Annotated in this window: 23 protein-coding genes; 7 read left to right on the top strand and 16 right to left on the bottom strand. The window is 56.5% G+C overall.

All coding sequences use genetic code 11. From position 1 onward, the window contains the following. Positions 1–105 precede the first annotated feature (105 nt). Positions 106–462: a 6-carboxytetrahydropterin synthase QueD gene (queD, locus tag NAV33_RS03490; protein WP_255976957.1), complete on the bottom strand. Its 357-nt coding sequence runs from the start codon at positions 460–462 to the stop codon at positions 106–108. 207 nt (positions 463–669) lie between these two features. On the opposite strand from queD, the gene NAV33_RS03485 reads away from it, so the two are divergent. Together NAV33_RS03485 and NAV33_RS03480 are read left to right on the top strand one after the other, a co-directional pair. Then, positions 670–1986: a Na+/H+ antiporter family protein gene (locus tag NAV33_RS03485; protein ID WP_255976955.1), complete on the top strand. Its 1317-nt coding sequence runs from the start codon at positions 670–672 to the stop codon at positions 1984–1986. A gap of 135 nt (positions 1987–2121) precedes the next feature. Further along, on the top strand, positions 2122–3180 hold the full coding sequence (locus tag NAV33_RS03480) for an AI-2E family transporter (protein ID WP_255977014.1): 1059 nt from the start codon (positions 2122–2124) through the stop codon (positions 3178–3180). A gap of 464 nt (positions 3181–3644) precedes the next feature. On the opposite strand, the gene NAV33_RS03475 is transcribed toward NAV33_RS03480, so the two are convergent. The 10 genes from NAV33_RS03475 to NAV33_RS03430 form a co-directional block, all read right to left on the bottom strand. Further along, complete coding sequence (locus NAV33_RS03475; RefSeq protein WP_255976953.1) at positions 3645–5240, bottom strand: isocitrate lyase; 1596 nt, start codon at positions 5238–5240, stop codon at positions 3645–3647. A gap of 507 nt (positions 5241–5747) precedes the next feature. After that, positions 5748–6554, bottom strand: coding sequence for a secretin N-terminal domain-containing protein (locus NAV33_RS03470; RefSeq protein ID WP_255976951.1), 807 nt, complete (start codon positions 6552–6554; stop codon positions 5748–5750). Further along, the gene (locus NAV33_RS03465; protein WP_255976949.1) at positions 6551–7180 is read right to left on the bottom strand and encodes a histone acetyltransferase HPA2; all 630 of its coding nucleotides are present in this window, start codon (positions 7178–7180) and stop codon (positions 6551–6553) included. Before NAV33_RS03465 ends, NAV33_RS03470 begins: the two co-directional genes overlap by 4 nt. Before the next feature lie 7 nt (positions 7181–7187). Then, positions 7188–7613, bottom strand: a complete 426-nt coding sequence (locus NAV33_RS03460) for a GNAT family N-acetyltransferase (protein ID WP_255976947.1) — start codon at positions 7611–7613, stop codon at positions 7188–7190. Continuing rightward, positions 7606–8772, bottom strand: a complete 1167-nt coding sequence (locus tag NAV33_RS03455; protein ID WP_255976945.1) for a cupin domain-containing protein — start codon at positions 8770–8772, stop codon at positions 7606–7608. The genes NAV33_RS03460 and NAV33_RS03455 overlap by 8 nt, the downstream gene beginning before the upstream one ends. A gap of 77 nt (positions 8773–8849) precedes the next feature. After that, positions 8850–10220, bottom strand: a complete 1371-nt coding sequence (gene purB / locus NAV33_RS03450) for an adenylosuccinate lyase (protein WP_255976943.1) — start codon at positions 10218–10220, stop codon at positions 8850–8852. A 111-nt stretch (positions 10221–10331) separates the two neighbouring features. Next, positions 10332–10955 (bottom strand): high frequency lysogenization protein HflD, encoded by a 624-nt coding sequence (gene hflD, locus NAV33_RS03445; protein ID WP_255976941.1) that lies wholly within the window; start codon positions 10953–10955, stop codon positions 10332–10334. Beyond that, on the bottom strand, positions 10952–12082 hold the full coding sequence (gene mnmA / locus NAV33_RS03440) for a tRNA 2-thiouridine(34) synthase MnmA (RefSeq protein WP_255976939.1): 1131 nt from the start codon (positions 12080–12082) through the stop codon (positions 10952–10954). Before mnmA ends, hflD begins: the two co-directional genes overlap by 4 nt. 72 nt (positions 12083–12154) lie before the next feature. Further along, positions 12155–12595, bottom strand: a complete 441-nt coding sequence (locus NAV33_RS03435; protein ID WP_255976937.1) for an NUDIX hydrolase — start codon at positions 12593–12595, stop codon at positions 12155–12157. 124 nt (positions 12596–12719) lie between these two features. After that, on the bottom strand, positions 12720–14945 hold the full coding sequence (locus tag NAV33_RS03430) for an NADP-dependent isocitrate dehydrogenase (RefSeq protein WP_255976935.1): 2226 nt from the start codon (positions 14943–14945) through the stop codon (positions 12720–12722). Positions 14946–15314: 369 nt separating this feature from the next. On the opposite strand from NAV33_RS03430, the gene icd reads away from it, so the two are divergent. Continuing rightward, positions 15315–16571, top strand: a complete 1257-nt coding sequence (icd, locus tag NAV33_RS03425) for an NADP-dependent isocitrate dehydrogenase (RefSeq protein WP_255976933.1) — start codon at positions 15315–15317, stop codon at positions 16569–16571. Positions 16572–16622: 51 nt separating this feature from the next. Here the strand turns inward: icd and cspD are convergent, their stop codons facing one another. Continuing rightward, positions 16623–16880 (bottom strand): cold shock domain-containing protein CspD, encoded by a 258-nt coding sequence (gene cspD / locus NAV33_RS03420; RefSeq protein ID WP_272887193.1) that lies wholly within the window; start codon positions 16878–16880, stop codon positions 16623–16625. A 215-nt stretch (positions 16881–17095) separates the two neighbouring features. On the opposite strand from cspD, the gene clpS reads away from it, so the two are divergent. Together clpS and clpA are read left to right on the top strand one after the other, a co-directional pair. Then, positions 17096–17458 carry an ATP-dependent Clp protease adapter ClpS gene (gene clpS, locus NAV33_RS03415; RefSeq protein WP_255976930.1) on the top strand — a complete coding sequence of 121 codons (363 nt, stop codon included), beginning with the start codon at positions 17096–17098 and terminating at the stop codon, positions 17456–17458. 30 nt (positions 17459–17488) lie between these two features. Further along, the gene (gene clpA / locus NAV33_RS03410) at positions 17489–19759 is read left to right on the top strand and encodes an ATP-dependent Clp protease ATP-binding subunit ClpA (RefSeq protein WP_255976928.1); all 2271 of its coding nucleotides are present in this window, start codon (positions 17489–17491) and stop codon (positions 19757–19759) included. Between the two features lie 176 nt (positions 19760–19935). Here the strand turns inward: clpA and infA are convergent, their stop codons facing one another. The 4 genes from infA to trxB form a co-directional block, all read right to left on the bottom strand. Then, positions 19936–20154 carry a translation initiation factor IF-1 gene (gene infA / locus NAV33_RS03405; protein WP_002553999.1) on the bottom strand — a complete coding sequence of 73 codons (219 nt, stop codon included), beginning with the start codon at positions 20152–20154 and terminating at the stop codon, positions 19936–19938. Positions 20155–20251: 97 nt separating this feature from the next. Then, a complete protein-coding gene (locus tag NAV33_RS03400; protein WP_255976926.1) occupies positions 20252–20959 on the bottom strand; it encodes an arginyltransferase in 708 nt (235 codons plus the stop codon). A 52-nt stretch (positions 20960–21011) separates the two neighbouring features. Beyond that, on the bottom strand, positions 21012–21692 hold the full coding sequence (aat, locus tag NAV33_RS03395; RefSeq protein ID WP_255977011.1) for a leucyl/phenylalanyl-tRNA--protein transferase: 681 nt from the start codon (positions 21690–21692) through the stop codon (positions 21012–21014). 51 nt (positions 21693–21743) lie between these two features. After that, positions 21744–22691, bottom strand: a complete 948-nt coding sequence (gene trxB / locus NAV33_RS03390) for a thioredoxin-disulfide reductase (RefSeq protein WP_255976925.1) — start codon at positions 22689–22691, stop codon at positions 21744–21746. 213 nt (positions 22692–22904) lie between these two features. On the opposite strand from trxB, the gene ftsK reads away from it, so the two are divergent. Both ftsK and lolA read left to right on the top strand, forming a co-directional pair. Beyond that, positions 22905–25307 carry a DNA translocase FtsK gene (ftsK, locus tag NAV33_RS03385; RefSeq protein ID WP_255976922.1) on the top strand — a complete coding sequence of 801 codons (2403 nt, stop codon included), beginning with the start codon at positions 22905–22907 and terminating at the stop codon, positions 25305–25307. A 16-nt stretch (positions 25308–25323) separates the two neighbouring features. Then, positions 25324–25947: an outer membrane lipoprotein chaperone LolA gene (gene lolA, locus NAV33_RS03380; RefSeq protein ID WP_255976920.1), complete on the top strand. Its 624-nt coding sequence runs from the start codon at positions 25324–25326 to the stop codon at positions 25945–25947. Positions 25948–26017: the final 70 nt, after the last annotated feature.

The raw sequence follows: 26017 nt of genomic DNA, 5'->3' as shown, positions 1-26017 counted from the left end.
ATCGACTTACTTCCTGCCGATTGATGGCGCTTGAATCGGCACGAAGCGGGCTTTACAACTTGGTCTCGGTTTGCTGACTGCGAAGCCCAGCACGGAAGGATGCAGTTACACGCCGTGATACTCGCAACCACTAGTACAGGTTTCGTGGATGCGAATCCGGGACAACTCAGGGAGTAGAGGTTTAAGCTCCTGCCAGATCCATTTCGCTATATTCTCGCTGGTGGGATTTTCCAAGCCTGGCAGATCGTTCAGGTAGTTATGATCGAGTCGTTCGTAGATTGGCTTGAAAATTTGCTTGATCTCTCCAAAGTCGCGAATCCAACCGGTATGCGCATCCACCTCGCCCTCGATATAAAGAGCCACCCGAAAAGAGTGCCCATGAAGTCGTCCACATTTATGCCCGTCGGGTACGTGCGGCAAACGGTGTGCGGACTCGAACGTAAACTCTTTGAATATTTCCATTGATCCATCCGATAGGTGTTGTCGCCAGAAACGCCAATTTTACAAGTTCTATGGACGGGTGTGGCGGGGAATAGATATGGAGCGAATCGAGCTGCTCCGTTAGAAATTTAATGGGTTCGGCTATGCTCGTGGCTCTTTGAAAGCCCTACAGTCTTGCGGCAAAATACTCGGCTTTTTATCAGCCTACGCCGTTTTCGAGGAATTGAAATGAATGCAGTAGTGGCGGCAGTCGGCATTATGCTGATTCTTAGCCTGTGCAGGGTCCATGTAGTCGCGGCGCTGATTGCCGGGGCCATCGTTGGGGGAGTATTGGGGGGGTTAGGATTGGAGGGCAGCCTCGCGGCCTTCAATAAAGGATTAGGGGGCGGCGCCACGGTTGCGTTGTCCTATGCTTTGCTTGGTGCCTTTGCGGTGGCTATTGGTAAGAGTGGCCTGGCCCATGCGCTGGCTGATCGTGCCCTAGCAATAGTAGGTAAACACGAATCGCAGCCGGGTGGCTCGGTCAAATGGATGATGATCGGTTTGCTGCTCGTTGTCGCAGTATCGTCGCAGAACATTCTTCCAATCCATATCGCTTTTATTCCGCTCCTGGTTCCACCGCTGCTCTATGTAGTGAGTAAGTTAAATATTGATCGGCGCTTGATCGCCTGCATACTAGCATTCGGACTGGTTACTCCTTATATGTTCTTGCCGGTGGGCTTCGGTAGCATCTTTCTGAACGAAATCCTTCTCACTAACGTCGCCAAGAGTGGAGCCGATGTTAGTGGGATAAACGTAAGCAAGGCGATGTTGATACCTGCGCTTGGTATGTTTACCGGGCTGGTAATAGCTATGTTCAGTTACCGTAAACCACGCGTATATGATCTCGTCAAGGTCGACCAATCGAAAGCGGCCAGCGTCAATTACAGCCCCCTGACGTTGCTGGTAGCAGGTCTGGCAGTTACTGTGGCCTTTGTAATGCAGCTGTGGCTGGATTCGATGATTATTGGTGCGCTGATAGGTTTCGTTATTTTTTCCGTCTCTGGCGTGGTGCGCTGGCGAGAGGCTGATGATCTGTTTACCGAAGGCATGAAAATGATGGCCATGATTGGTTTCATCATGATCGCCGCCGCTGGGTTTGCAGAAGTCATGCGTGAGACCGGGCAAGTGAATACGCTTGTCGATGCGTCTGCACAGTGGATCGGAAATAGCAAGGCTATTGGTGCCCTGGTGATGTTGCTGGTTGGTCTGCTAGTTACTATGGGAATTGGCTCCTCGTTCTCCACGGTTCCGATTATTGCCGCGATCTTTGTCCCACTTGGACTGGAACTCGGTTTCGGCCCCTTGGCTATCGTGAGTCTAGTGGGTACTGCGGGGGCGCTCGGAGATGCCGGCTCGCCAGCGTCCGACTCGACGCTAGGGCCCACGGCTGGCCTGAATGCGGACGGCCAGCACAATCACATCTGGGATACCGTCGTACCGACGTTCTTGCATTACAACTTGCCGCTGCTCGGGTTTGGCTGGTTGGCTGCGATGACGCTCTGATTTGCCATTACAAGTTTGTTCAGTGCGTCGTCGAAGGGGCGGCGCATCAACTGACAAAGGCTTCAATCGATTGGAATTTAGCACTCCTTTCGCCAATTGCTGACTAACAGATACCGTTGCAGCAATAGGAAGCCAATTGTGAATTCAACGCTTGAGCAAAAAGTATTCCTTGCCCTGTTGCTCGTAGTAACCATCGCCTTTGGCTGGATACTCTTTCCATTCTACGGGGCTGTGTTTTGGGCCGTAATTCTTGCAATCATTTTTGCTCCGCTACAGCGTCGCCTGCATGGTCGTCTTGGCAGCAGACGCAATCTGACTGCACTAATCACGTTGTTGGTCTGCCTGATGGTAGCGGTACTTCCCGTTATTCTGATCACCGGCCTTTTAGTCCAAGAAGGCAGTTCTCTATATAGGCAGATCGAAAGCGGGGAGCTCGATATAGACAGCTTCGTCGGAAGCGCAAAGGAGCTATTGCCCGCCTCGATTCAGCTACAGCTGCAGCGCTTCGGTTTTGGCGACATAGACCAGATACGTAATCGACTTGCTAGTGGGGCGCTGGAAGGTAGTCAGTTTCTTGCCACCAAGGCATTCAGCTTCGGTCAGGGAACATTTCAGTTCTTGGTTAGCTTCTTTGTGATGCTTTACTTGCTGTTCTTTCTTATTCGCGATGGACGAGATCTGGTTGCACGAATCAGGCGCGCGCTACCGCTAAGCGATAATCAAAAGCGAAGACTTTTCAGCAAATTCACTCGCGTGGTCAGGGCTACGGTAAAAGGTAACGTTGTGGTTGCTGCTACGCAGGGTTTTCTCGGTGGTGTGATCTTTGCCGTTCTCAGTATTCCCGGTGCGCTACTCTGGGGCGTACTCATGGCATTTTTGTCATTGCTCCCGGCGATTGGTGCAGGGCTGATATGGACGCCAGTAGCAATTTATTTCCTGATGAAGGGGATGATCGTCCAAGGCGTTGTCCTTACGCTTTATGGCATCTTGGTGATTGGCCTTGTCGACAACATTCTTAGGCCGATCCTTGTGGGCAAGGACACCAAAATGCCGGACTATTTGGTGTTGATATCGACGTTAGGTGGGCTGGCTCTGTTCGGCCTGAATGGCTTTGTGATCGGGCCACTCATAGCGGCGCTATTTATCTCCGCATGGGGATTGTTCACTACGCCTGAGGGGAAATCGCCGATTTAGATGCGACCGGTTATGCCGGAAGCATCTGCTAGTGGGTGGATGAATCCTCCGCGGTCACCGTCGAGGAGCATGGTCGGTGGCCGGGTCATACCGTGTCGGTTGAGGTAGAGTTTCGCCTGGTTTTAGATATTGACGAGCAGCGTGCGGAAATTCGGTGCTGCGGTTATCCCTATCGGGATATACGACACCCACTGGATGATCCATTTTGGTCGCGCCGACAATATCTGACCTTCGCCTTCCTGTGTTGATGACCTCATATGAGATAGCAGATTGGTTGCTCTGCAACTCATCGTTATTGCCAGATGATGTTGTGATAATCAGCAGTAAGAGGCAGCTTCAGAAGGTACAGTTTAGTCGCTGGCGACGAGCAGTTCGCCTGATCGGAAACTCTCAATAAAAAGCCCCGCCAAATGCGGGGCTCGTTACACCACCAGGTCGGGCCGGAGCCCACTGGAAATCGCTCTTTAGTGGAACTGATTCATGGTGTTGTCTTTACCGCTAGCTTTCAGAGCAGCCTCGCCAGCGAAATACTCCTTGTGGTTGTCGCCAATATCGGACCCAGCCATGTTCTGGTGTCTGACGCAGGCAATACCCTGACGCAGTTCTTGGCGCTGTACGCCTTTGACGTAGGCCAGCATGCCCTGATCGGCGAAATACCCTTTGGCCAAGTTGTCGGTCGACAAAGCCGCAGTGTGGTAAGTCGGTAGGGTGATCAAGTGGTGGAAGATGCCGGCGTTGGCTGAGCCGTCCTTCTGGAAGGTACGGATCTTCTCGTCAGCAACCTGGGCCAGTTCTGTCTCGTCGTACTCGGCGCTCATCAGCTTGGCGCGGTCGTAGGCGGAAACGTCCTTACCTTCAGCGACAAATGCATCGAACACCTGCTGGCGGAAGTTTAGGGTCCAGTTGAACGACGGACTATTGTTGTAGACGAGCTTGGCGTTCGGGATGGTCTTGCGGATTTCTTCGACCATGGCCGCAATCTGGCCAACGTGTGGTTTCTCGGTTTCGATCCATAGCAGGTCGGCGCCGTTCTGCAGCGACGTGATGCAGTCTAGTACGCAGCGTGCTTCGCCAGTGCCCTTGCGGAACTGGAAAAGGTTGGATGGCAGGCGCTTGGGACGCAACAGCTTGCCTTCGCGCTTGATCACAACGTCGCCGTTGCCCAGCTCGGCTGCGGTGATTTCTTCGCAGTCGAGGAACGAGTTGTACAGGTCGCCCAGGTCGCCCGGCTCCTTGGTTACGGCAATTTGCTTGGTCAAGCCGGCACCCAGGGAGTCGGTACGTGCAACGATTACACCGTTGTCGATGCCCAGCTCGAGGAAGGCGTAGCGGACGGCGGCGATTTTGGCCAGGAAATCGGCGTGAGGAACGGTTACTTTGCCGTCCTGGTGGCCGCACTGCTTTTCATCGGAAACCTGGTTTTCGATCTGGATGCAGCAAGCGCCTGCTTCGATCATGCGCTTGGCCAGCAGATAAGTGGCCTCCGGGTTACCAAAGCCGGCGTCAATGTCGGCGATGATGGGTACGATGTGAGTTTCGTGATTGTCGATCTGGTTCTGAATTTCGGTCGCCTTGGCAGTATCGCCGGCTTCGCGAGCAGTATCCAAAGCGGTGAAGAGCAGGTCCAGCTCACGCGAGTCAGCCTGCCGCAGGAAGGTGTACAGCTCTTCGATCAGATCGGAAACGGCGGTTTTTTCATGCATCGACTGGTCCGGCAGCGGGCCGAACTCGGAGCGCAGGGCCGCGACCATCCAGCCCGACAGGTAGAGGTAGCGCTTGTTGGTGGTCTTCAGGTGCTTCTTGATGGAGATCAACTTCTGCTGACCAATGAAGCCGTGCCAGCAACCCAGGGACTGAGTGTAAACCGACGAGTCAGCGTCGTACTCAGCCATGTCCTTGCGCATGATGTCGGCGGTGTACTGGGCAATTTCCAGACCGGTCTTGAAGCGGTTCTGAGCGCGCATGCGAGCAACGGATTCAGGGTTTATAGCGCTCCAGCTGCTTCCAGCTACTTCTTTCAGAGCGGCAACGGCCTTGATGTCGTTTTGATAAGCGGACATGTTCAATCCTTTCAAAGAAATTCGTGTTTGGTTGAGCACCGACTTTCCCACCGAAACCTACGTGCTTACGCTGATCATGCGGGCAACGCGGCAGAGCGTCGAAATACCGACCGGGACGAGGATTGAACCAAGGAGAGGAGGGTTTGCAGTCACGACCGCCAGAGATTCGGCTAGCTGTGGAATGGTCGTGGCATTCCGACACGCAACGGCATGGGACCGTCGGGCGACTCAGCAGAGCTGACATCTTTGAACTGGTGCGTTAATCGCTTCCCCGTCCCTCAGGACGACTCGTTCCAGTCGCAACCTCGTCAGTCCGCCTTGTGGGCAGTACAGTCACGGAACGCCTCTGCTGGTTGGCTGAGCGCGATCCGGAGACCCTTGCCAGGGCCCCTGGTTAGCGGGAGCGGGGCCATCATGCGCTGCCAAAAAAGGTTCGTCAAATGTTTTGTAGTGAGTTTTTTCAGGCACTACATTTTTTTACGCAAGCTTCGGAATGGCTGAACTTTCTTAATCGAGCGTGTCTACTTTCAATCGTAGCGAGAGGTCTTGCCGGCCTTGTGTGGAATAGCGCCGAAGCGTCCCGCTCTGATTGGAACTGGCGCTTTCATCAACACCACCAAGTGAAATCCACTCGCCGAGTCGTCCGCTTACGCGGGTATCGGTTTCCTGGATATCTATCGCGCCTGGCTGGGTAGAGCTCATTCGGTCCTGATGGCTGCTGATGGTGACCTGCACCCGGTCACCATGAACAGTCGCCGTGGCATAAAAGCCGCGCGTGACGTTGCGGTATTGCGTCTGCTGATAAATTTGGCCGTAACCATCAGCGCCGCTTGTGGTGATCGGCACGCTTTGACCTACCTGAATGAGGGCAGGGTAGCCCTCGGTTGCCTGGACCTGCTGCACGCCGCTGCCTTGACTGGTTGTGCTGCGGCGAATGATGCGAACTTGATCGCGGCCCTCCTTCTCGCCGCGCCCCGTTCGGGCTTCGACGCCGCCGATCTCGGTCGACCCATCGACGCGGTAACCGCCATCATTGCCGATTGCCGAATTCTGGGTATCTACGCTGATAAGCAATCGTCTGGGCTCGTTGTCCAGTTGGGACAGTACCTCCCGCAATTCGCTTATGACTGCGACGGGAGCGTTGACAATTAATTGATTGCCGTACGCGTTCACCTTGCCCTGGTCGCCAACTACAGACTGCGCAATCGGTAGCACATCTTCAGCCATGCGGAAGTGCAAAGGGATTACCTCGGTTGCCGCGTGGATCGACATGCTGATCAGCAACGAGAGAGCGGCGAGAGTACGGCAAGTCATAGCAAAAAGCTCCGCAAGTCCGGGTCGGGCAGGCTGTGGTCCCAAGCGGTATCGAATTGACGCTGGCGTTGACGTGCTCGACCAGGGTCCTGGTAGAACGCATGGCCGGTGAACTGAGCTGGCTCAGGACGAACCAGCACGCCGCAATCATCGGCCACCAGAAAGGCGCACGCTTGTGCCGGATAATCGGGATGGAGTTTGCGGATCTGCATATTGCTGGTCAATCGGCGCGCCAGGGTTAGCAGCCGATGGCCCTGTTTGACTGCCCGTGATGAATCACCGAGTAGAATGCGCAGGCGATTGCGTGGGTGCGCCAGAAGAAAGCGCGTGCATGCCTGCTGAATACTGTTGTGGTTGTAAAGCCAGGATTCTAGGTCCGGGCTATACAAGCTCAAACTGCGTCGCGCCTGCACGAGTAAAGCCAGTGCATGCTGGCGCGCTGCGTCGGGCGAGTCGAATGGTTGAGTTGTTGGCGTAACTCCCACAATAAAAGGAGCGGGTTGCCATTCATCCGTTCGGCTCTGCTGGCGCTGTGGGTTGCCGACGGGAAAACGACCCGGCGATCGAAAGTCGATAGCGGCCAAGTCGGTTGCGGCCGTCGGGCGATCTGAGTCGTCTATGCTCATGGCTGGTTTAGCCGCTTTTTCGAAGCATGTCGACGTGTGGCAGGCCAGCTTCCAGAAACTCGTCGCTCACTACTTCAAAGCCGAGCCGCTCGTAGAATGCTGTAGCATGGACCTGCGCGGTGAGCCGCTGTTCGCTGAGGCCGCGACGCTCGGCTTCGGTAATAGCGGCTTTCATCAAGGCACCTCCAACATGCATTCCGCGCCAGTCGCGAAGTACCGAAACGCGACCGATATGGCCGTCGGTCAGTAACCGTGCGGTACCGATGGGGTAGCCGCTTTCAAGTGCCAGGAAATGCACGGCCTCCGCATCGTCGGCGTCCCATTCGAGCTCGGGCGGAACCGATTGTTCGGCGATGAATACAGTCTCGCGAATCCGCCGCAGATCCGCGTTGTCCTGCTGCCAGTCGGCGATGCGAACTTCTATATCACTCATCAGCAAACTCCAGACTTCCCTGTTTGACCAATTGCCACACCAGATTACGCCCATCCTCGTCGTTCAGCCACGGTGCGAGGTTTTCCGCATGTATCGCATCAGCCGAGCAAATAAGTTTCAGCAAGTCTTTCAAGTGGGAAGGAAGCAAACGGCTCTGGCCGCTGGCAAATAGCAGCAGGCCGATGTCGACTTCGCTCCAAGCCAACCGCGCGCTGAGATTACGAATCAGGATTGCACCGTTGCCCAGCGCAGTGAGCAGCTCTTGCTCTTCGATATCCGGGCCTTGCACACGCTCAGGGTAGCGAGGCTCGGTCATGAACTGGCCAAACCAGGTGAGCAGTAGACGCTCGTCGCCCATGTGTTCGGTGAGCATTGCCCGCAAGCGACCAAGTGCATCGCTCTGGATCTGGTGTGGGTCTTCGGCGGGGACTAGGTCAGCGTCGCTGTAACGTTCTTCATCGGGCAGAAACTGTGCGAGGAAGTCGGTGAAGTGAGTCAGCACTTCAGCCGCACTTGGGGCTCTGAAGCCGAGCGAATAGGTCATGCAGGCATCTTCAGCGGTGCCGCAATGCGCCAGTCGCGGCGGCAGATACAGCATGTCGCCGGGCTCCAGAATCCATTCATCGGTGCCTTGGAAATCCGCAAGGATGCGCAGGTCCGCATGTTGCAGCATCGGGGTGTCGCCATTACACGTCTGGCCCACCCGCCAACGGCGCTGACCGTGGGCTTGAAGGAGAAAGACGTCGTAGTTGTCGAAGTGCGGACCGACGCCGCCACCCGGAGCAGCAAAGCTGACCATTACGTCGTCGATGCGCCAGTTAGGCAGGAAACGGAAATGTTCGATGAGTTCGGCGACTTCCGGCACCAGTTGGTCGACTGCCTGCACGAGGAGTGTCCAGTCCCGCTCCGGCAGATTCTGATAGGTGTCTTCACTGAACGGTCCTCGACGAAGCTCCCAGGGACTATCTCCGTGCTCCACCACCAGGCGGGACTCGACTTCCTCTTCCAGCGACAGGCCGGCCAGCTCGTCGGGCGAAACAGGGCTTTCGAAGGAGGGAATCGCCTGGCGGATGAGGAGGGGCTTCTTCTGCCAGTAATCACGCAGGAATTCGCGCGCACTGATGCCGCCTAGGATTTGCAAAGGAATATCGGAAGTCATGCAAGGTACCTTGCTCTGCTACAGAGCTACAAATAAAAACGCCCGGCACAGCCGGGCGTGCAAAAAGAAGGGTTCGCTTAGACCCGCTTGGCCTGGGCGGCTGCGTTGCCAATATAGGCAGCCGGGGTGAGTCTGCGCAGCGCCTCCTTGGCTTCGGTCGGCATATCCAGGCCATCGATGAAAGTCTGCAGGGCCTCAGGGCTGATGCCTTTGCCTCGAGTCAACTCCTTGAGTTTTTCGTATGGGTTCTCAATGGCGTAGCGGCGCATAACCGTCTGGATCGGCTCAGCCAGCACTTCCCAGCAATTATCGAGATCTTCGGCGATTCGCGCTTCGTTGAGTTCTAGCTTGCCAATACCCTTGAGGCTCGCCTCGTAGGCGATGACGCTGTGAGCAAAACCGACGCCCAGATTGCGTAATACCGTGGAGTCGGTCAGATCACGCTGCCAGCGGGAGACTGGCAACTTGCTTGCCAGATGTTGCAGCAGTGCGTTGGCGATACCCAGGTTGCCCTCGGAGTTCTCAAAATCGATCGGGTTGACTTTGTGCGGCATCGTTGAAGAACCGATTTCGCCAGCTACGGTGCGCTGCTTGAAATAGCCCAGCGAAATGTAGCCCCAGATGTCGCGATCGAAGTCGATCAGAATGGTATTGAAGCGCGCCACGGCATCGAACAGCTCGGCAATGTAGTCATGCGGCTCAATCTGGGTGGTGTAGGGGTTCCATGTCAGGCCAAGGTCGCCTTCGATGAATTCACGCGCATTGGCCTCCCAATCGATATCGGGATATGCGGACAGGTGCGCGTTGTAGTTGCCAACCGCGCCGTTGATCTTGCCAAGCAGCGGGACGGCCGCCACCTGTGCGATCTGCCGCTCGAGGCGATAGACCACGTTGGCCAGCTCCTTGCCCAGGGTGGTTGGCGAGGCGGGTTGGCCATGGGTGCGGGACAGCATGGGAACGTCGGCGTGCTCGATCGCTAGCGCACGGATGGCGTTGGCCAGCTGGCGCATCAGTGGTAGCAGTACATCGTCACGACCTTCACGCAACATCAAGGCATGGGACAGATTGTTGATGTCTTCGCTCGTGCAGGCGAAATGGATGAATTCGTTGACCTTAGCGAGCTCGGGTAGCTGCTTGGCTTGCTCTTTGAGCAGATATTCCACGGCTTTGACGTCGTGGTTGGTGGTGCGCTCGAATTCCTTTACGCGTTCGGCATGCTCAAGCTGAAAGTTCTCGGCTAGCTGGTCGAGCAGTGCATTGGCTTGCGCGGAAAACGGTGTAACTTCCGGAATGCCACTATGGGCGGCCAGGCGTTGCAGCCAGCGAACTTCAACCTGAACGCGGCAGCGAATCAGGCCGAACTCGCTGAATATAGGGCGCAGTGCGCTGGTTTTGCCGGCGTAGCGGCCATCGACGGGGGAAACCGCGGTGAGCGAGGAAAGCTGCATAGAGGGCATTCTCGGACAGTCGAGCAACGAAAAGAGGGCGCAGATTATACATGAAAGCGGTTCGATGGCTGCGACGCGGCTAGAACGGTTACTGCATCGGGTCGTCTAGGCTTATTCCGTCCGCAGTAGCGGATAAAGCGCGTCAAGCAGTTTGCGGCGGCTGAAAACCATCTGCCAACGGTGGCCGCCAAGCTGGCGCCAGAGCCTCGCGGAACGAATCCCCGCCAAGAGAAGTGCGCGGATCTTCGCAGCGTTGTCGCTCTGTTGAAGGTGGCGCATGTCGCCCTGCACCTGGATGCGCTGACGAAAGGTACTCAGGGTGTCCTGGTACAACCCCCCAAAGGAAGCAATGACGTTCTCGTGGGTTAGGTCAAAGTGGTCGACCTGCTGCTGTATCTGATTCAGGCGGTTTCCAATGACCTGCAACAGATCGCTACGCTTGTCGAGCTGACGTTCCAACCCAATCATCGCCAGTGCATAGCGCAGCGGCTCGCGTTGCAGACTGCTGGTGTCGCGCTCCAGTGCGCCGACGAGGGCTCGATAGCCGTCGCGCAGGTTCAAGTCGTCCCCGCCATAGACTTCCAGCGCGGGCTTTTCCTCACGGACCAGCAGACTACCCAGCATGCAGCCGAGTGCTGTATTGGATACCTGTCCGGTTCTAGCGATTCGGTCGACCAGCGTTGCAGCCTCGAATACCGCACCGAGCGCCACCAGCTGTTCCTGTAATGGTGTCATGGGCGGGCTCCGGCGAACCAGGGTTCGGCAGTTTCGATCACGCCACCGCCCAGGCATATCTGACCGTCATAGAACACCACGGATTGCCCCGGCGTCACGGCGCGTTGAGGCTCGTCGAATACGACCCGATAGCCGTTGGCGGTCTGTTCCAGTGTGCAGGTTTGATCGCCTTGGCGGTAACGTACCTTAGCCGTGAGCTGCAGCGGTACGGAAAGCTCGGCAGGGTTGACCCAATAGATCTCAGAGGCGAGCAGAGCGCGGGAGAACAGCCACGGGTGATCATTGCCTTGGCCAACAACCAATACGTTGCGCTCAAGATCTTTGTTCAGTACGTACCACGGCTCGTCACCTGCGTCTTTCAGGCCGCCGATGCCAAGTCCCTGACGCTGGCCGATAGTGTGGTACATGAGGCCGTGATGACGGCCGATGACTTCCCCATCTACCGTCTCGATGTTGCCGGGCTGTGCCGGTAGGTACTGTTTGAGAAAGTCGCTGAACCGGCGTTCGCCAATAAAGCAGATACCGGTCGAATCTTTTTTCTTCGCTGTCACCAGGCCATGCTTCTCGGCAATTGCCCGGACTGCTGGTTTTTCCAGCTCACCCACCGGAAACAGTGTCTTGCTCAGCTGCTCACCGCCAACGGCGTGGAGGAAGTAGCTTTGGTCCTTGTTCGGATCAAGCCCCTTGAGCAGCTCACTGCGCCCGTCAATGTCACAGCGACGCACGTAGTGTCCGGTGGCAATCATGTCCGCACCAAGCGTCAGGGCGTAATCGAGGAACGCTTTGAATTTGATTTCGCGGTTACACAGAATGTCCGGGTTCGGTGTCCGCCCAGCCTTATATTCGGCGAGAAAATGCTCGAATACATTGTCCCAGTATTCGGCGGCGAAGTTGGCAGTGTGCAGCTTTATACCGATACGGTCACAGACGGCCTGGGCATCCGCCAGATCTTCGCGTGCGGTGCAGTATTCGGTGCCGTCATCTTCTTCCCAGTTCTTCATGAACAGGCCTTCGACCTGATACCCCTGCTCAAGCAAAAGCAGGGCGGAAACCGAAGAGTCGACGCCCCCAGACATGCCAACTATGACACGAAGGCTTTCGGGGCTGGTGAAGGTCGCATCAGGCATAGGAACTCGGGGAGGGGCTGGCAAAAAGATGAAATTCTAACAGGCTGGTGGCGCCAAGGCTAAGAGCGTGGATCAGTCGCGCACTATCCCCAAGTCGTAAAGCGAGCCGCTGAGATAGTCATCGACGCAGCGCGGTACCAGTTCGCTGCGCCAGCGCGCCGGCTGGGCCAGCAATTCGTCACGGCTCAGCCAGGGGGCGGCAACGATCCCGCTATCGAGTTCGCGCTGCGGATGGTGGCGAACAGGATTAGCAGCGAAACAGATCCGCTGGTAAGTCACTCCATTGCTCGGGGCGACATATAAATAGATGCCGACCACGCCGGTTAGCTCGACATCCCAGCCGGTCTCTTCGAGCGTTTCACGTACTGCTGCTTGGCGTAGGGTTTCGTTGGGTTCGAGGTGTCCTGCTGGTTGGTTCAGCACCAGTTGGCCAGCTTTCAGCTCTTCGACCAGCAGAAAGCGGCCGTTGTTTTCGACGATGGTGGCGACAGTGATATGCGGATGCCAAGTCATATTGCAGATCTTTTGTTCATTGGTGGCGACCATAGTAACGATGAAGGCCGGCTTGAAAAAATAAAAACCCCGGCGCTAGGCCGGGGTTTCAGTCGCCGTGTCGCCATCAGACGACCGGTTGCACTCAGACCATTGCAGCGAGCGCAGCGTTGAAGGTCGCGCTCGGGCGCATGACCTGGCTTGTCAGCTCCGGGTTGGAGCGGTAGTAGCCACCGATCTCTACAGGCTTGCCCTGTACTTCGGCAAGCTCGGCGACAATGGCAGCTTCGTTTTCGCTCAGCTGCTTCGCCAGCGGTGCGAAATGGGCCTGTAGCTCCAGGTCCTCAGTCTGCGCGACCAATTCTTGGGCCCAGTACAGGGCCAGGTAGAAGTGGCTGCCGCGGTTGTCCAATTCACCAGTGCGGCGTGACGGAGACTTGTTGTTGTCCAGCAGTTTGCCGGTCGCTGCGTCCAGCGTCTTGCCGAGCACCTTGGCTTTCGCGTTGCCCGTCTTGATTCCGGTTTCTTCAAGCGATACCGCAAGCGCCAGGAACTCACCGAGCGAATCCCAGCGCAGGTGGTTTTCTTCGACCAGTTGTTGCACGTGCTTGGGTGCAGAGCCGCCAGCACCGGTTTCGTACATGCCGCCACCCGCCATCAACGGGACGATCGAGAGCATCTTGGCCGACGTGCCAAGCTCCATGATCGGGAACAGGTCGGTCAGGTAATCACGCAAGACGTTGCCGGTCACCGAGATCGTGTCCTGGCCGCGAACCAGGCGCTCCATGCTTACGCGGATGGCTTCGTTGTAGCCCATCATGCGGATGTCCAGGCCGGTCAGGTCGTGATCCTGCAGGTAGGTTTCGACTTTTTTCTGCAGCTCGCGGTCGTGGGCGCGTTCTGGGTCGAGCCAGAAGATCGCTGGCGTGTTGGACTGACGGGCGCGGGTGACTGCCAGCTTGACCCAGTCGCGGATTGGCGCGTCCTTGGTCTGGCAGGCACGCCAGATGTCACCAGACTCCACTTCGTGTTGCATAAGTACGGTGCCGTCGGCCAGCACAACGCGCATGGTGCCATCGGTGGTCATCTCGAAGGTCTTGTCGTGAGAGCCATATTCCTCCGCTTTCTGCGCCATCAGACCAACGTTTGGCACGGTGCCCATGGTGGTTGGGTCGAACGCACCATTGGTTTTGCAGAAGTTGATCATTTCCTGATAGATACGGGCATAGGTGCTTTCCGGCATCACCGCCTTGGTGTCTTTCAGTTTGCCGTCCTTGCCCCACATCTGGCCGGAGCTGCGAATCATCGCAGGCATCGAAGCGTCGACGATTACGTCGCTAGGGATATGCAGGTTGGTGATGCCCTTGACCGAATCCACCATCGCCATTTCCGGACGACCTGTGTAACAAGCGTGGATATCGTCGAGTATCTCTTCCTGCTGCGATGCAGGCAGACTCTTGATCTTGTCGTGGACGCTGCTCAGCCCGTTGTTCGGGTTGACGCCCAGTTCCTTGAAAAGGTCGGCGTACTTATCGAACGCTTCCTTGTAGTAGACGCTCACGGCGTGGCCGAAGACGATCGGGTGGGAGATTTTCATCATGGTTGCTTTGACGTGAAGCGACCACATGACGCCGGTTTCCTTGCAGTCCTGCAGGGACTTTTCGAGGAACTCGCGTAGTTTCTTGCAGCTCATGAACATGCTATCCAGAACTTCGCCCTCTTCGAGCGTGAGCTGCTTCTTGACTTCAACCTTGCCGTCTTTGCCAACGAACTCGAGGCGTACGTCACCAGCCTTCGCCATGGTGATCGATTGCTCGCTGGAGAAGAAGTCGCCGCCGCGCATGTAATCGGCGTGGGACTGCGAAGCCATGCTCCACTTGCCCATGGAATGCGGGTGCTTGCGTGCGAATGCCTTGACTGCTGCAGGTGCACGGCGGTCGGAGTTGCCTTCGCGTAGTACCGGATTCACGGCACTACCAAGTACCTTGCTGTAACGCGCACGGATCTCTTTCTCGGCATCGGTGCTTGGATCTTCTGGGAAGTCCGGAACGTTGTAGCCTTGAGCCTGGAGCTCGGCGATGGCGTTGCGCAGCTGTGGTACCGAAGCGCTGATGTTCGGCAGCTTGATGATGTTGGCTTCCGGCTTGGTAGCCAGAACCGCCAGCTTCGCGAGATCGTCGTCGATCCGCTTGTCTGCATTCAGTTGGTCGGCAAAGCTTGCAAGAATGCGTCCTGCAAGAGAGATGTCACGTGTTTCGACGGCTATGCCTGCGGAGGCAGCAAAGGCTTCTACAATTGGCAGAAGCGAATAAGTGGCCAGCGCCGGGGCTTCGTCGGTGAAGGTGTAGATAATCTTCGAGCGGGTGGACATGTAGAGTTATCTCTCTCTTGCTGAGCGTGCACAGAATCTCGAAGTGCGCAGGTAGGCGCTCTGGCCGCGTTCGTTGAGCCAGAAATCGAGGATTCGCCGCGATGATGTTGGTTGCACCACTTTGAATTGAGCATTGATCCGCCCGGCTGCGGTTGGCAGTCAGGCGGTTTCAGAAGAAAAGTTCTCGTTAGAGATCGGCTTTGCTCCTCATGACTCGTTAGTCACCTAAGCAGTATATCACCGCGCCCTGTTGTCTAAGAATGCCCAGACCATAAGACGAACGCACATATGGTTTCGGCCGATTCAACTGGGGTACTCTTCGGAGAGATGACCACTGTTTAATGTTTAACCACAGAAACGGAGTCCAGCATGGGATACCAAAAGATCCAGGTGCCTGCGAGCGGTGACAAAATCACCGTCAATGCCGATAACACCCTGAACGTCCCCAACAATCCGATCATCCCTTACATAGAAGGTGACGGTATTGGTGTTGATATCAGTCCGGTGATGATCAAGGTGGTCGATGCGGCTGTTGGAAAAGCCTACGGCGGCGAGCGCAAGATTGCCTGGATGGAAATCTACGCTGGCGAGAAGGCGACTCAGGTGTACGACCAAGACACCTGGTTGCCGAAGGAAACCCTGGAAGTGGTTCGCGACTACGTGGTGTCTATTAAAGGCCCGCTGACCACTCCTGTCGGTGGTGGTATTCGCTCGCTGAACGTCGCGCTGCGTCAGGAGCTTGATCTCTATGTATGCCAGCGCCCGGTTCGCTGGTTTACTGGCGTGCCCAGCCCAGTAAAGAAGCCCGCCGACGTAGACATGGTCATTTTTCGCGAGAACTCGGAAGATATTTACGCCGGTGTCGAGTGGAAGGCTGGCTCTCCTGAGTGCGAGAAGGTTATTAAATTCCTCACCGAGGAAATGGGCGTCAAGAAGATCCGCTTCACCGAAAACTGCGGTATCGGCATCAAGCCGGTTTCACTGGAAGGCACCAAGCGTCTGGTTCGCAAGGCTCTGCAATACGCCGTGGACAATGATCGCAGCTCGGTGACTCTGGTTCACAAGGGCAACATCATGAAGTTCACCGAAGGTGCCTTCAAGGAGTGGGGCTACGAGGTGGCGCGTGACGAATTCGGCGCCGAATTGCTCGATGGTGGGCCTTGGATGCAGTTCAAGAACCCTGTTACCGGCAAGAGCATCGTGGTCAAGGATGCTATCGCCGACGCCATGCTGCAGCAAATCCTGTTGCGTCCGGCCGAGTACGACGTGATCGCTACACTCAACCTCAATGGCGACTACCTTTCCGATGCTTTGGCGGCAGAGGTTGGTGGTATCGGCATCGCGCCGGGTGCCAACCTGTCCGACACCGTAGCCATGTTCGAAGCGACCCATGGTACCGCGCCGAAGTATGCCGGTCAGGACAAGGTCAACCCGGGCTCGCTGATCCTTTCTGCCGAAATGATGCTACGTCACATGGGCTGGATCGAGGCTGCTGACCTGATTATCAAGTCAACCGAACGCGCAATCGATGCCAAGACAGTGACCTATGACTTCGAGCGCCTGATGGACGGAGCAAAGCTGATGTCCTGCTCTGAGTTCGGTGACGCCATGATCTCCCACATGTAAACAGGCATAACGAAAAGGCCGATCACTGATCGGCCTTTTCGTTGCCTGAGATCAGGCTTCTACGGCCGAGTCCTGCGTGACAGGCGCTACTGCCTCCGCAGTGGTTGGCAACGACTGAATATTGGTTGCATGCAGACCTTTGGGGCCCTGCAGAATATCGAACATGACCGCTTGCCCAGCCTTAAGAGTTCTATACCCTTCCATTTGAATGGCAGAGTAGTGGGCGAACAGGTCCTCATCGCCGCCGTCTGCTACGATGAATCCATAGCCTTTGGCGTTGTTGAACCACTTGACCTTACCGCTTAGCATGCTGTTATCCCTCTGCAAAGGAGTCCATCACTGGAGTAACATCCATTTCATTCCGCGCTGATGTAGCACATGGCCCCACGCGCGTAACCTGTTGCCGTTGTGGCACATACTGTTTGTATCATCGTTTTGCCGATAGTCAAGGCGACTCGTCAGGTGGCTGTGAAGCCCTTCCAACTTACCAGGCCTCGGCGCCCCGACCTAGAACTGTTATACGCATGCGTGCATCTCCAGAGATTCGACTAGTATTCAATCAAGATCGTCCTGAGCCGCTGGACGATGACGCTTCCGGCTTGGCGGTCGAAGAAGCCAAGCCGCAACTGCAGGCACCACCCATGTTCAAAGTTGTCATGTTTAATGACGACTACACGCCGATGGATTTCGTCGTGGAGGTGCTCGAAGGAATTTTCAATCACAATCGGGAGCTTGCCACCAAGATTATGCTGGCGGTTCATACCGAAGGGCGGGCTGTCTGTGGTGTCTACACGCGGGACGTCGCTGAAACCAAAGCGATGCAGGTCAATCAATATGCAAGGGAATGCCAGCATCCGCTGCTTTGTGAGATCGAGAAGGACGGTTAAACCCCGACTGCTGGGTAAGAGGTGAAAGCTATGTTGAACCGTGAGCTCGAAGTCACTCTGAATCTGGCTTTCAAGGAAGCTCGTACCAAGCGTCATGAATTCATGACGGTCGAGCATCTCTTGTTAGCCTTGCTGGATAATGAAGCAGCCGCAACGGTTTTGCGCGCCTGCGGAGCCAGCCTCGATAAATTGCGACACGATCTACAGGAGTTCATTGACTCCACCACGCCGTTGATTCCTCAGCACGATGAAGAGCGCGAGACTCAGCCAACCCTGGGCTTCCAGAGGGTGCTTCAGCGTGCCGTTTTCCACGTTCAGAGCTCCGGAAAACGCGAAGTCACTGGCGCGAACGTCCTGGTTGCGATTTTCAGCGAGCAGGAAAGCCAGGCGGTGTTCCTGCTGAAGCAGCAGAACGTTGCGCGTATTGATGTCGTCAATTATATCGCCCATGGAATTTCCAAAGTGCCGGGCAACAGCGGCAACGCTGAAAGTGATTCGGAAATGCAGGACGACGAAGGTGGTGACTCCTCCGCAGCAGGCAACCCGCTCGACGCCTACGCGAGCAATCTTAATGATCTGGCCCGTCAGGGTCGTATCGATCCGCTGGTGGGGCGCGAGCACGAGGTCGAACGCGTCGCTCAAATTCTGGCCCGTCGTCGTAAAAACAATCCATTGCTCGTCGGTGAGGCGGGGGTCGGCAAAACCGCGATTGCCGAAGGGTTGGCCAAGCGCATCGTAGACAATCAGGTGCCTGAGCTACTCGCCAATAGCGTGGTTTATTCGCTGGATCTCGGTGCCTTGCTTGCCGGCACCAAATATCGAGGCGACTTTGAGAAGCGCTTCAAGGCGCTGTTGAATGAGCTTCGCAAGCGCCCTCAAGCAGTCCTGTTCATTGATGAGATCCATACCATCATCGGAGCGGGAGCGGCGTCGGGCGGCGTGATGGATGCTTCCAACCTGCTCAAGCCGCTGCTCTCTTCCGGTGAAATCCGCTGCATCGGCTCGACTACATTTCAGGAGTTTCGTGGAATCTTCGAGAAGGATCGAGCGTTGGCCCGGCGCTTCCAAAAGGTCGACGTTTCCGAGCCATCCGTCGAGGACACTATCGGGATTCTGCGGGGGCTGAAGGGCCGTTTCGAGCAGCATCACAACATCGAATACAGCGACGAGTCACTCCGTGCAGCTGCGGAGTTGGCGGCGCGCTATATAAACGACCGCCACATGCCAGACAAGGCGATTGATGTCATCGACGAGGCGGGCGCTTATCAGCGTCTACAGCCAGAAGAAAAGCGCCTCGCGCGCATTGATGTCGAGCAGGTTGAAGACATAGTCGCCAAAATCGCGCGTATTCCACCCAAGCATGTCAGTACTTCCGATAAAGAACTGCTGCGCAACCTCGAGCGTGACCTCAAGCTGACCGTCTTCGGTCAGGACGATGCAATTGATTCGCTTGCGACAGCCATCAAGCTGTCCCGTGCAGGGCTGAAGGCGCCGGACAAACCGGTAGGTTCGTTTCTTTTTGCAGGCCCCACCGGGGTCGGCAAGACAGAAGCTGCGCGTCAGCTGGCACGGGCTCTTGGTATCGAGCTGGTGCGCTTCGATATGTCCGAATATATGGAGCGTCATACCGTGTCGCGGCTGATCGGTGCGCCTCCCGGTTATGTCGGCTTCGATCAGGGTGGATTGTTGACCGAGGCAATAACCAAGCAGCCACATTGTGTACTGCTCCTGGATGAGATCGAGAAAGCGCATCCAGAAGTGTTCAATTTGCTGCTGCAGGTGATGGATCATGGCACTCTGACGGATAACAATGGGCGCAAAGCGGATTTTCGCAATGTCATTTTGATCATGACGACCAACGCCGGTGCGGAGACTGCGGCGCGCGCTTCGATTGGTTTCACCCATCAGGATCATGCATCCGATGCGATGGAGGTGATCAAAAAGAGCTTCACGCCGGAGTTTCGTAATCGTCTGGATACCATCATCCAGTTCGGTCGCCTCAGCCACGAAGTCATCAAAAGCATCGTCGACAAGTTCCTCATCGAACTGCAGGCGCAGCTTGAGGACAAGCACGTTACGCTCGAGGTATCGGACGCGGCGCGCGGCTGGCTGGCTGAACGCGGCTACGATGCGCAGATGGGCGCACGGCCAATGGCTCGTCTGATTCAGGACAAGATCAAGCGACCGCTAGCGGAAGAGATCCTATTCGGCGAATTGGCCGAGCATGGTGGTGTGGTTCACATTGATATTCGTGACGGAGAGCCGTTCTTCGATTTCGAAACCACGGCGGAGCTAGCTTGACCTAGTGAGGGTGGGAACGAACACGCCTGGCATTGCTGGGCGTTTTTCTGTCCGGTTTGTGTGTCAAAAACCGCTGTCTAACTAACCTGGATTACAGGCGTGTTTCTAGTTGGGTCGTGAATGCAGCACAAACAAAAAAGCCCGGTTATTTACCGGGCATTCTTTCTCGCGTCCCGTTAGCGGGCGCGGTAGGTGATGCGACCTTTGCTTAAATCGTAAGGGGTCAGTTCTACACGAACCTTGTCACCGGTGAGAATCCGGATGTAGTTCTTGCGCATCTTTCCGGAAATATGCGCAGTAACGACGTGCCCATTTTCCAACTCCACACGAAACATGGTGTTGGGCAGGGTGTCGACGACAGTACCTTCCATTTCGAAGCTGTCTTCTTTCGACATTCAGTAAAGCCCTCGGTGTTCAATGATTGCCCCGCACAAGAATGTCCGGGTAAAAGCGGCAAGTATTGTGCCTGAAAGGGCCCCGAGAGCCAAGGGTTCAGCTCAGAGTAATCCAGCGTTGGTTGACTAGCAGTTCAATTGGTCGATATTCAGTCTTGTAGTTCATCTTGCGGCAATTCTTGATCCAATAGCCCAAATAGATTGCCTTCAGCCCTAACCGCGCTGCCTCGCTGACTTGCCACAAGATTGCGAAGCGGCCAAGGCTGCGGCGCTCCTCGCCAGGATCGTAGAAGGTATACACAGCGGACAACCCGTTGGGCAGCACGTCGGTCACCGCCAGCGCGAGCAGACGACCATCGAGGCGGAACTCATAGAAACGGGAGAATGGCAGGTCGCGGACCAGGAATGTATGGAACTGATCACGGCTCGGCGGATACATGTCACCGTCAGCGTGGCGCTGCTCTATATAGGTTGCGTAGAGCGAGTAATACTCTTCGGTGAACGAGGGGCGGACACTCGTGACGACCAAGTCCGCGTTACGTTTGAGGATGCGTTTCTGCTGGCGATTGAGCTCTAACCCGTCTGCCGGAATTCGCGCGGGAATACAGGCCGTACAGCGCTGACAGTGGGGGCGATAAAGGTGATCGCCGCTGCGACGGAACCCCATTTCCGATAGCTCGGCATACACCTGTACATCCATCGGCTGGCTGGGGTCGAGGAAGAGCGTGGTGGCCTGTTCGTCGGGCAGGTAGCTGCACGCGTGCGGTTGGGTAGCGTAGAACTTGAGACGAGCCAGTGAAGTCATGGTCAGCTCTCGAAAATCATGAAGTCAGTGTAGGTCAGCTTGGCTTCGTCGACTAGGACTCCCATCGGGCTGAGTTGGGTTCGTCCAAGTGCCTGGCGAGCGTCTCGGCGAAGGTTTTGCGGGAAATTCCCCTGGCGCCGAAACTGGCTAGATGTTGCGTCGGCATCTGGCAGTCAATCAATTTGAAGCCCCAGTCTCGGAGATGTTCCACCAATGTCACGAATCCCACCTTGGACGCATCGGTCGTGCGACTGAACATTGATTCGCCGAAGAATAGTTGACCGATGGCAAGGCCGTAGAGGCCGCCGACTAACCGTTGGTCTTGCCAGACTTCGATTGAGTGTGCGACGCCGAGCTGATGCAGCTTTGTGTAAGCGTCCTGCATCGGTGTGGTGATCCAGGTGCCATCGGTATAGCTGCGTGGTCCGGCGCAGGCCTGAACAACATCTCGAAAGGCGCGATCGAAAGTAACGTTGAATGTTCCCTGGCGCAGCTTCTTACCCAGGCTGCGCGAGACATGCAGTTCGTCGGGATAAAGAACCGTGCGAGGGTCAGGTGACCACCAGAGCAACGGTTGTCCATCTTGATACCAGGGGAAGCAGCCATGTCGGTAGGCGGCGATCAAGCGCTCGGGCGAGAGATCGCCTCCAGCCGCGAGCAACCCGTTGGGCTCGCGCATGGCCTTTTCGAGCGGGGGGAATGACAGGTCGTCGCGCTGCAGCCAGGTCAGCATAGTGAAATAGGTCAGGATGAGGCGGATGCGAAGGGCATCCGCCAAAAGGGATCACTGGTCCAGATACTTCTCGGCATCGAGCGCGGCCATACAGCCTGCACCGGCAGAGGTAATCGCCTGGCGATACACGTGGTCAGCCACATCGCCCGCCGCGAATACGCCTGGAATGGTTGTGCAGGTCGCGTCACCCTCGCTGCCGCCCTTGATTTTGAGGTAGCCGTCCTTCATCTCAAGCTGGTCCTGGAAAAGGTCGGTGTTGGGCTTGTGACCGATGGCGATGAACACGCCCGACAGTTCAAGCTTCTGCTCCGCACCCGACAGCGCACTTTTCAGGCGCACGCCAGTAACGCCGCTGGCGTCGCCCAGCACTTCCTCCAGCGTGTGGTTCCAGTGCAGGCGGATATTTCCGTTAGCGGCTTTCTCCATGATCTTGTCCTGCAGGATCTTCTCCGAGCGCAGCTTGTCGCGACGATGAATCAGGTGCACCTCTTTGGCGATATTCGACAGGTAGAGCGCTTCCTCCACCGCTGTGTTGCCACCACCAATCACGGCGACCACCTGGTTGCGATAGAAGAAACCATCGCAGGTGGCGCAAGCCGAAACGCCGCGTCCTGCGAACGCCTCTTCCGACGGCAAGCCAAGATATTGTGCCGAGGCGCCTGTCGCGATGATCAGGGCATCGCAGCTGTAGGTGGCGCTATCGCCCTTGAGGATGAAGGGGCGCTGCTGCAGTTCGGCAGTGTGGATGTGATCGAACACCACTTCGGTATCAAAGCGTTCCGCGTGCTTTTGCATCCGTTCCATCAACGCCGGGCCGGTGAGGCCTTCGACGTCTCCCGGCCAGTTATCCACCTCGGTCGTGGTGGTGAGCTGTCCACCTGGCTGGATGCCGGTGATCATGACGGGTTTCAAGTTGGCGCGGGCGGCATATACCGCGGCGGTATAACCGGCAGGGCCCGAGCCGAGGATGATCAGACGTGAATGCTTGACTTCATTCATAAAAAGCCCTCATAAGCCTTTGTTGCCAATAGAGAAGCGTGCTCCAGTCGAGCCACGCTGAAAAAACTGGCGTTTATGCTACACCGAAGCATTGAGAAAAGCCCAAGCCGGCACGGAACCGGCATGCCATCGAATCGACAAACCCGTACAATGCCCAGATTCAAGCTGACTACGGTTCATAGAGCGCGCCGCTGGCGCAGGAAATAAAGCGTTTTGAAGAATACCTCCTCTACCGCGCCAGCGTCCGTCTGGCGGCAGCAATTGCAGTACCGTCTCAAAGAGGGTGCCTTGATCGCACTCGGTGCATTGTGCGCGTATCTCTGGATGGCATTGCTAACCTACGATCCGACCGATCCCGGCTGGACCCATACCAGCAACGTTCAGCAGGTACAGAACGCCGCCGGTCGTGCTGGGGCCTGGTTCGCCGATGTCCTGTTCATGGTGCTCGGGTATTTTGCGTTTCTGTTTCCGTTGCTACTGGGTATCAAGACCTGGCAGGTGTTTCGTGCCCGTCATCAGCCCTGGACATGGAACGGCTGGCTATTTTCCTGGCGATTGATCGGGCTCGTATTTCTAATTCTCTCCGGCTCCGCGCTGGCCTATATACATTTCCAGTTCGCCAACAATCTGCCTGCTTCGGCTGGCGGTGCGCTGGGTGAGAGTCTTGGTCAGCTCGCCGAAGCTGCACTCAACGTGCAGGGCAGTACATTGCTGCTGCTCGCGTTCTTTCTGTTCGGCCTGACGGTATTCACTGACCTTTCCTGGTTCAAGGTGATGGACCTGACCGGCAAGATTACGCTCGACCTGATCGAGCTGATCCAGAGCTTCTTCAGTCGTTGGTGGTCGGCCCGTAACGAACGCAAGCAGATAGTCGCGCAACTCCGCGAAGCCGACGACGTAGTCAATGATGTGGCAGGTTCGCTCTCTGATCGACGTGAGCGTGCAAAGGTGAGGGAGCGCTTGCTCGAGCGCGAAGAATCCCTGAGCAAGCATATGAGCGAGCGCGACAAGCGCCCGGCACCGATGATTGAGCCAGCGGCACCGCCAAAGCCGGTTGAACAGAGTAAGCGAGCGCTGAAGGAAAAGCAGGCCAACCTGTTCGTCGATCCGCTAATCGAAGGCAGTGTGCCACCACTTTCGTTGCTAGACGTCGCCGAAAAGCAGCAGAAGCAATATTCGCCCGAATCGCTGGAAGCCATGTCGCGGTTGCTCGAAATCAAGCTGAAGGAGTTTGGCGTCGAAGTCATCGTCGAGTCCGTACATCCCGGCCCGGTGATTACTCGCTTCGAAATCCAGCCGGCGGCTGGCGTCAAGGTCAGTCGCATCTCAAACCTTGCCAAGGACTTGGCGCGCTCGCTGGCGGTGATCAGTGTGCGCGTCGTCGAAGTCATCCCCGGCAAGACGACGGTCGGCATCGAGATTCCCAATGAGGACCGGCAGATCGTGCGGTTCTCGGAAGTCCTTTCGTCTGCGCCTTATGACGATGCCAAGTCGCCGGTAACCATCGCGCTTGGTCATGATATCGGCGGTAAACCGGTGATCGCCGACCTCGCGAAGATGCCGCACCTGCTGGTCGCAGGTACCACCGGCTCGGGTAAATCGGTTGGCGTGAACGCGATGATCCTGTCCATCCTGTTCAAGTCCACACCAGAAGATGCGCGGCTGATCATGATCGACCCAAAGATGCTCGAGCTGTCGATCTACGAAGGCATTCCGCATCTGCTCTGTCCGGTTGTGACCGACATGAAAGAGGCAGCCAACGCGTTGCGTTGGAGCGTCGCCGAGATGGAGCGCCGCTATAAGCTGATGGCTGCCATGGGTGTGCGCAACCTGGCTGGCTTCAACCGTAAGGTCAAGGAAGCGGAGGAGGCCGGGACGCCGCTTACCGATCCGCTGTATCGTCGCGAAAGCATGGAGGACGAGGCGCCGCTGTTGAAGAAGCTGCCGACCATTGTCGTGGTGGTGGACGAATTCGCCGACATGATGATGATCGTCGGCAAAAAAGTTGAAGAGCTGATCGCGCGCATCGCACAAAAGGCTCGAGCGGCAGGGATCCATTTGATCCTGGCCACCCAGCGACCATCGGTTGACGTGATTACTGGTTTGATCAAAGCCAACATTCCGACCCGTATGGCGTTCCAGGTATCGAGCAAAATCGACTCACGCACCATTCTCGACCAGGGCGGCGCTGAGCAACTGCTCGGCCATGGCGACATGCTCTATTTGCCTCCGGGCACTGGATTGCCGATCCGCGTACATGGCGCCTTCGTCTCGGATGACGAAGTGCACCGCGTAGTCGAGGCCTGGAAGGCGCGAGGTGCCCCAGATTACATTGAGGAGATTCTAGTCGGCGCCGAAGAGTCCGGTAGCAGCTTTGATGGTGGTGGTGACGGCGGAAGCGGCGAAGACAGCGAGGACGATCCGCTGTACGACGAGGCAGTTCGCTTCGTAACCGAAAGCCGTCGTGCGTCGATTTCCGCCGTGCAGCGCAAGCTGAAGATCGGCTACAACCGCGCCGCCCGCATGATCGAATCCATGGAAATGGCCGGCGTTGTGACATCCATGAATACCAACGGCTCGCGCGAAGTGCTCGCGCCGCCTCCCATCCGCGATTGAGTCGCATCGAGGTTACATGCAATTGATTCGCTTGCTATTCGCGTCTGCTCTGCTGCTCTGGCTGGTTCCTGCGCATGCCGACCAAGCCTCTGCAGAGCGCCTTACGGGGCTGCTGCAAAAAGCTGAAACCCTGACCGGCCGCTTTTCCCAGCTATCACTCGACGGTACCGGGACCCAGCTGCAGGAAACCTCCGGCGAGATGGCTTTGCAGCGCCCAGGAAAGTTTCGCTGGCACACCGATGAACCCATGGAGCAACTGCTGGTTTCTGACGGCAAGAAGGTCTGGCTGTATGACCCGGACCTGGAGCAAGTGACCATCCAGACCCTGGACCGACGTTTGACCCATACGCCGGCGTTGTTGCTCTCTGGGGACGTTTCGGCCATCAGCGAGAATTTCGAAGTGTCACATCAGGAGGCGGGAGAAGTGGTTGATTTCACCCTCAAGCCGAAAGCGAAGGACACATTGTTCGACAGCCTTCGCCTGTCGTTCCGCGGCGGTGTGATCAATGACATGCAGATGATCGATGGTGTTGGCCAGCGCACCAATATCCTGTTTCAGAATGTCAGGCTCAACGAACCGCTAAAGCCGGACCTGTTCACCTTCGAAATCCCCGAAGGGACTGATGTCATCTCCGAGTGACTTCGAGTGACGTTTCGTCAACCGACACGGCCTGCTTTCCGCAGGCCGTTTGCATGAGAGGTAGCCGTCC

The sequence above is a fragment of the Stutzerimonas stutzeri genome, from assembly GCF_024448715.1.
GTDB lineage: Bacteria > Pseudomonadota > Gammaproteobacteria > Pseudomonadales > Pseudomonadaceae > Stutzerimonas > Stutzerimonas stutzeri_AR.
This window is presented reverse-complemented; position numbering and strand designations above follow the sequence as displayed.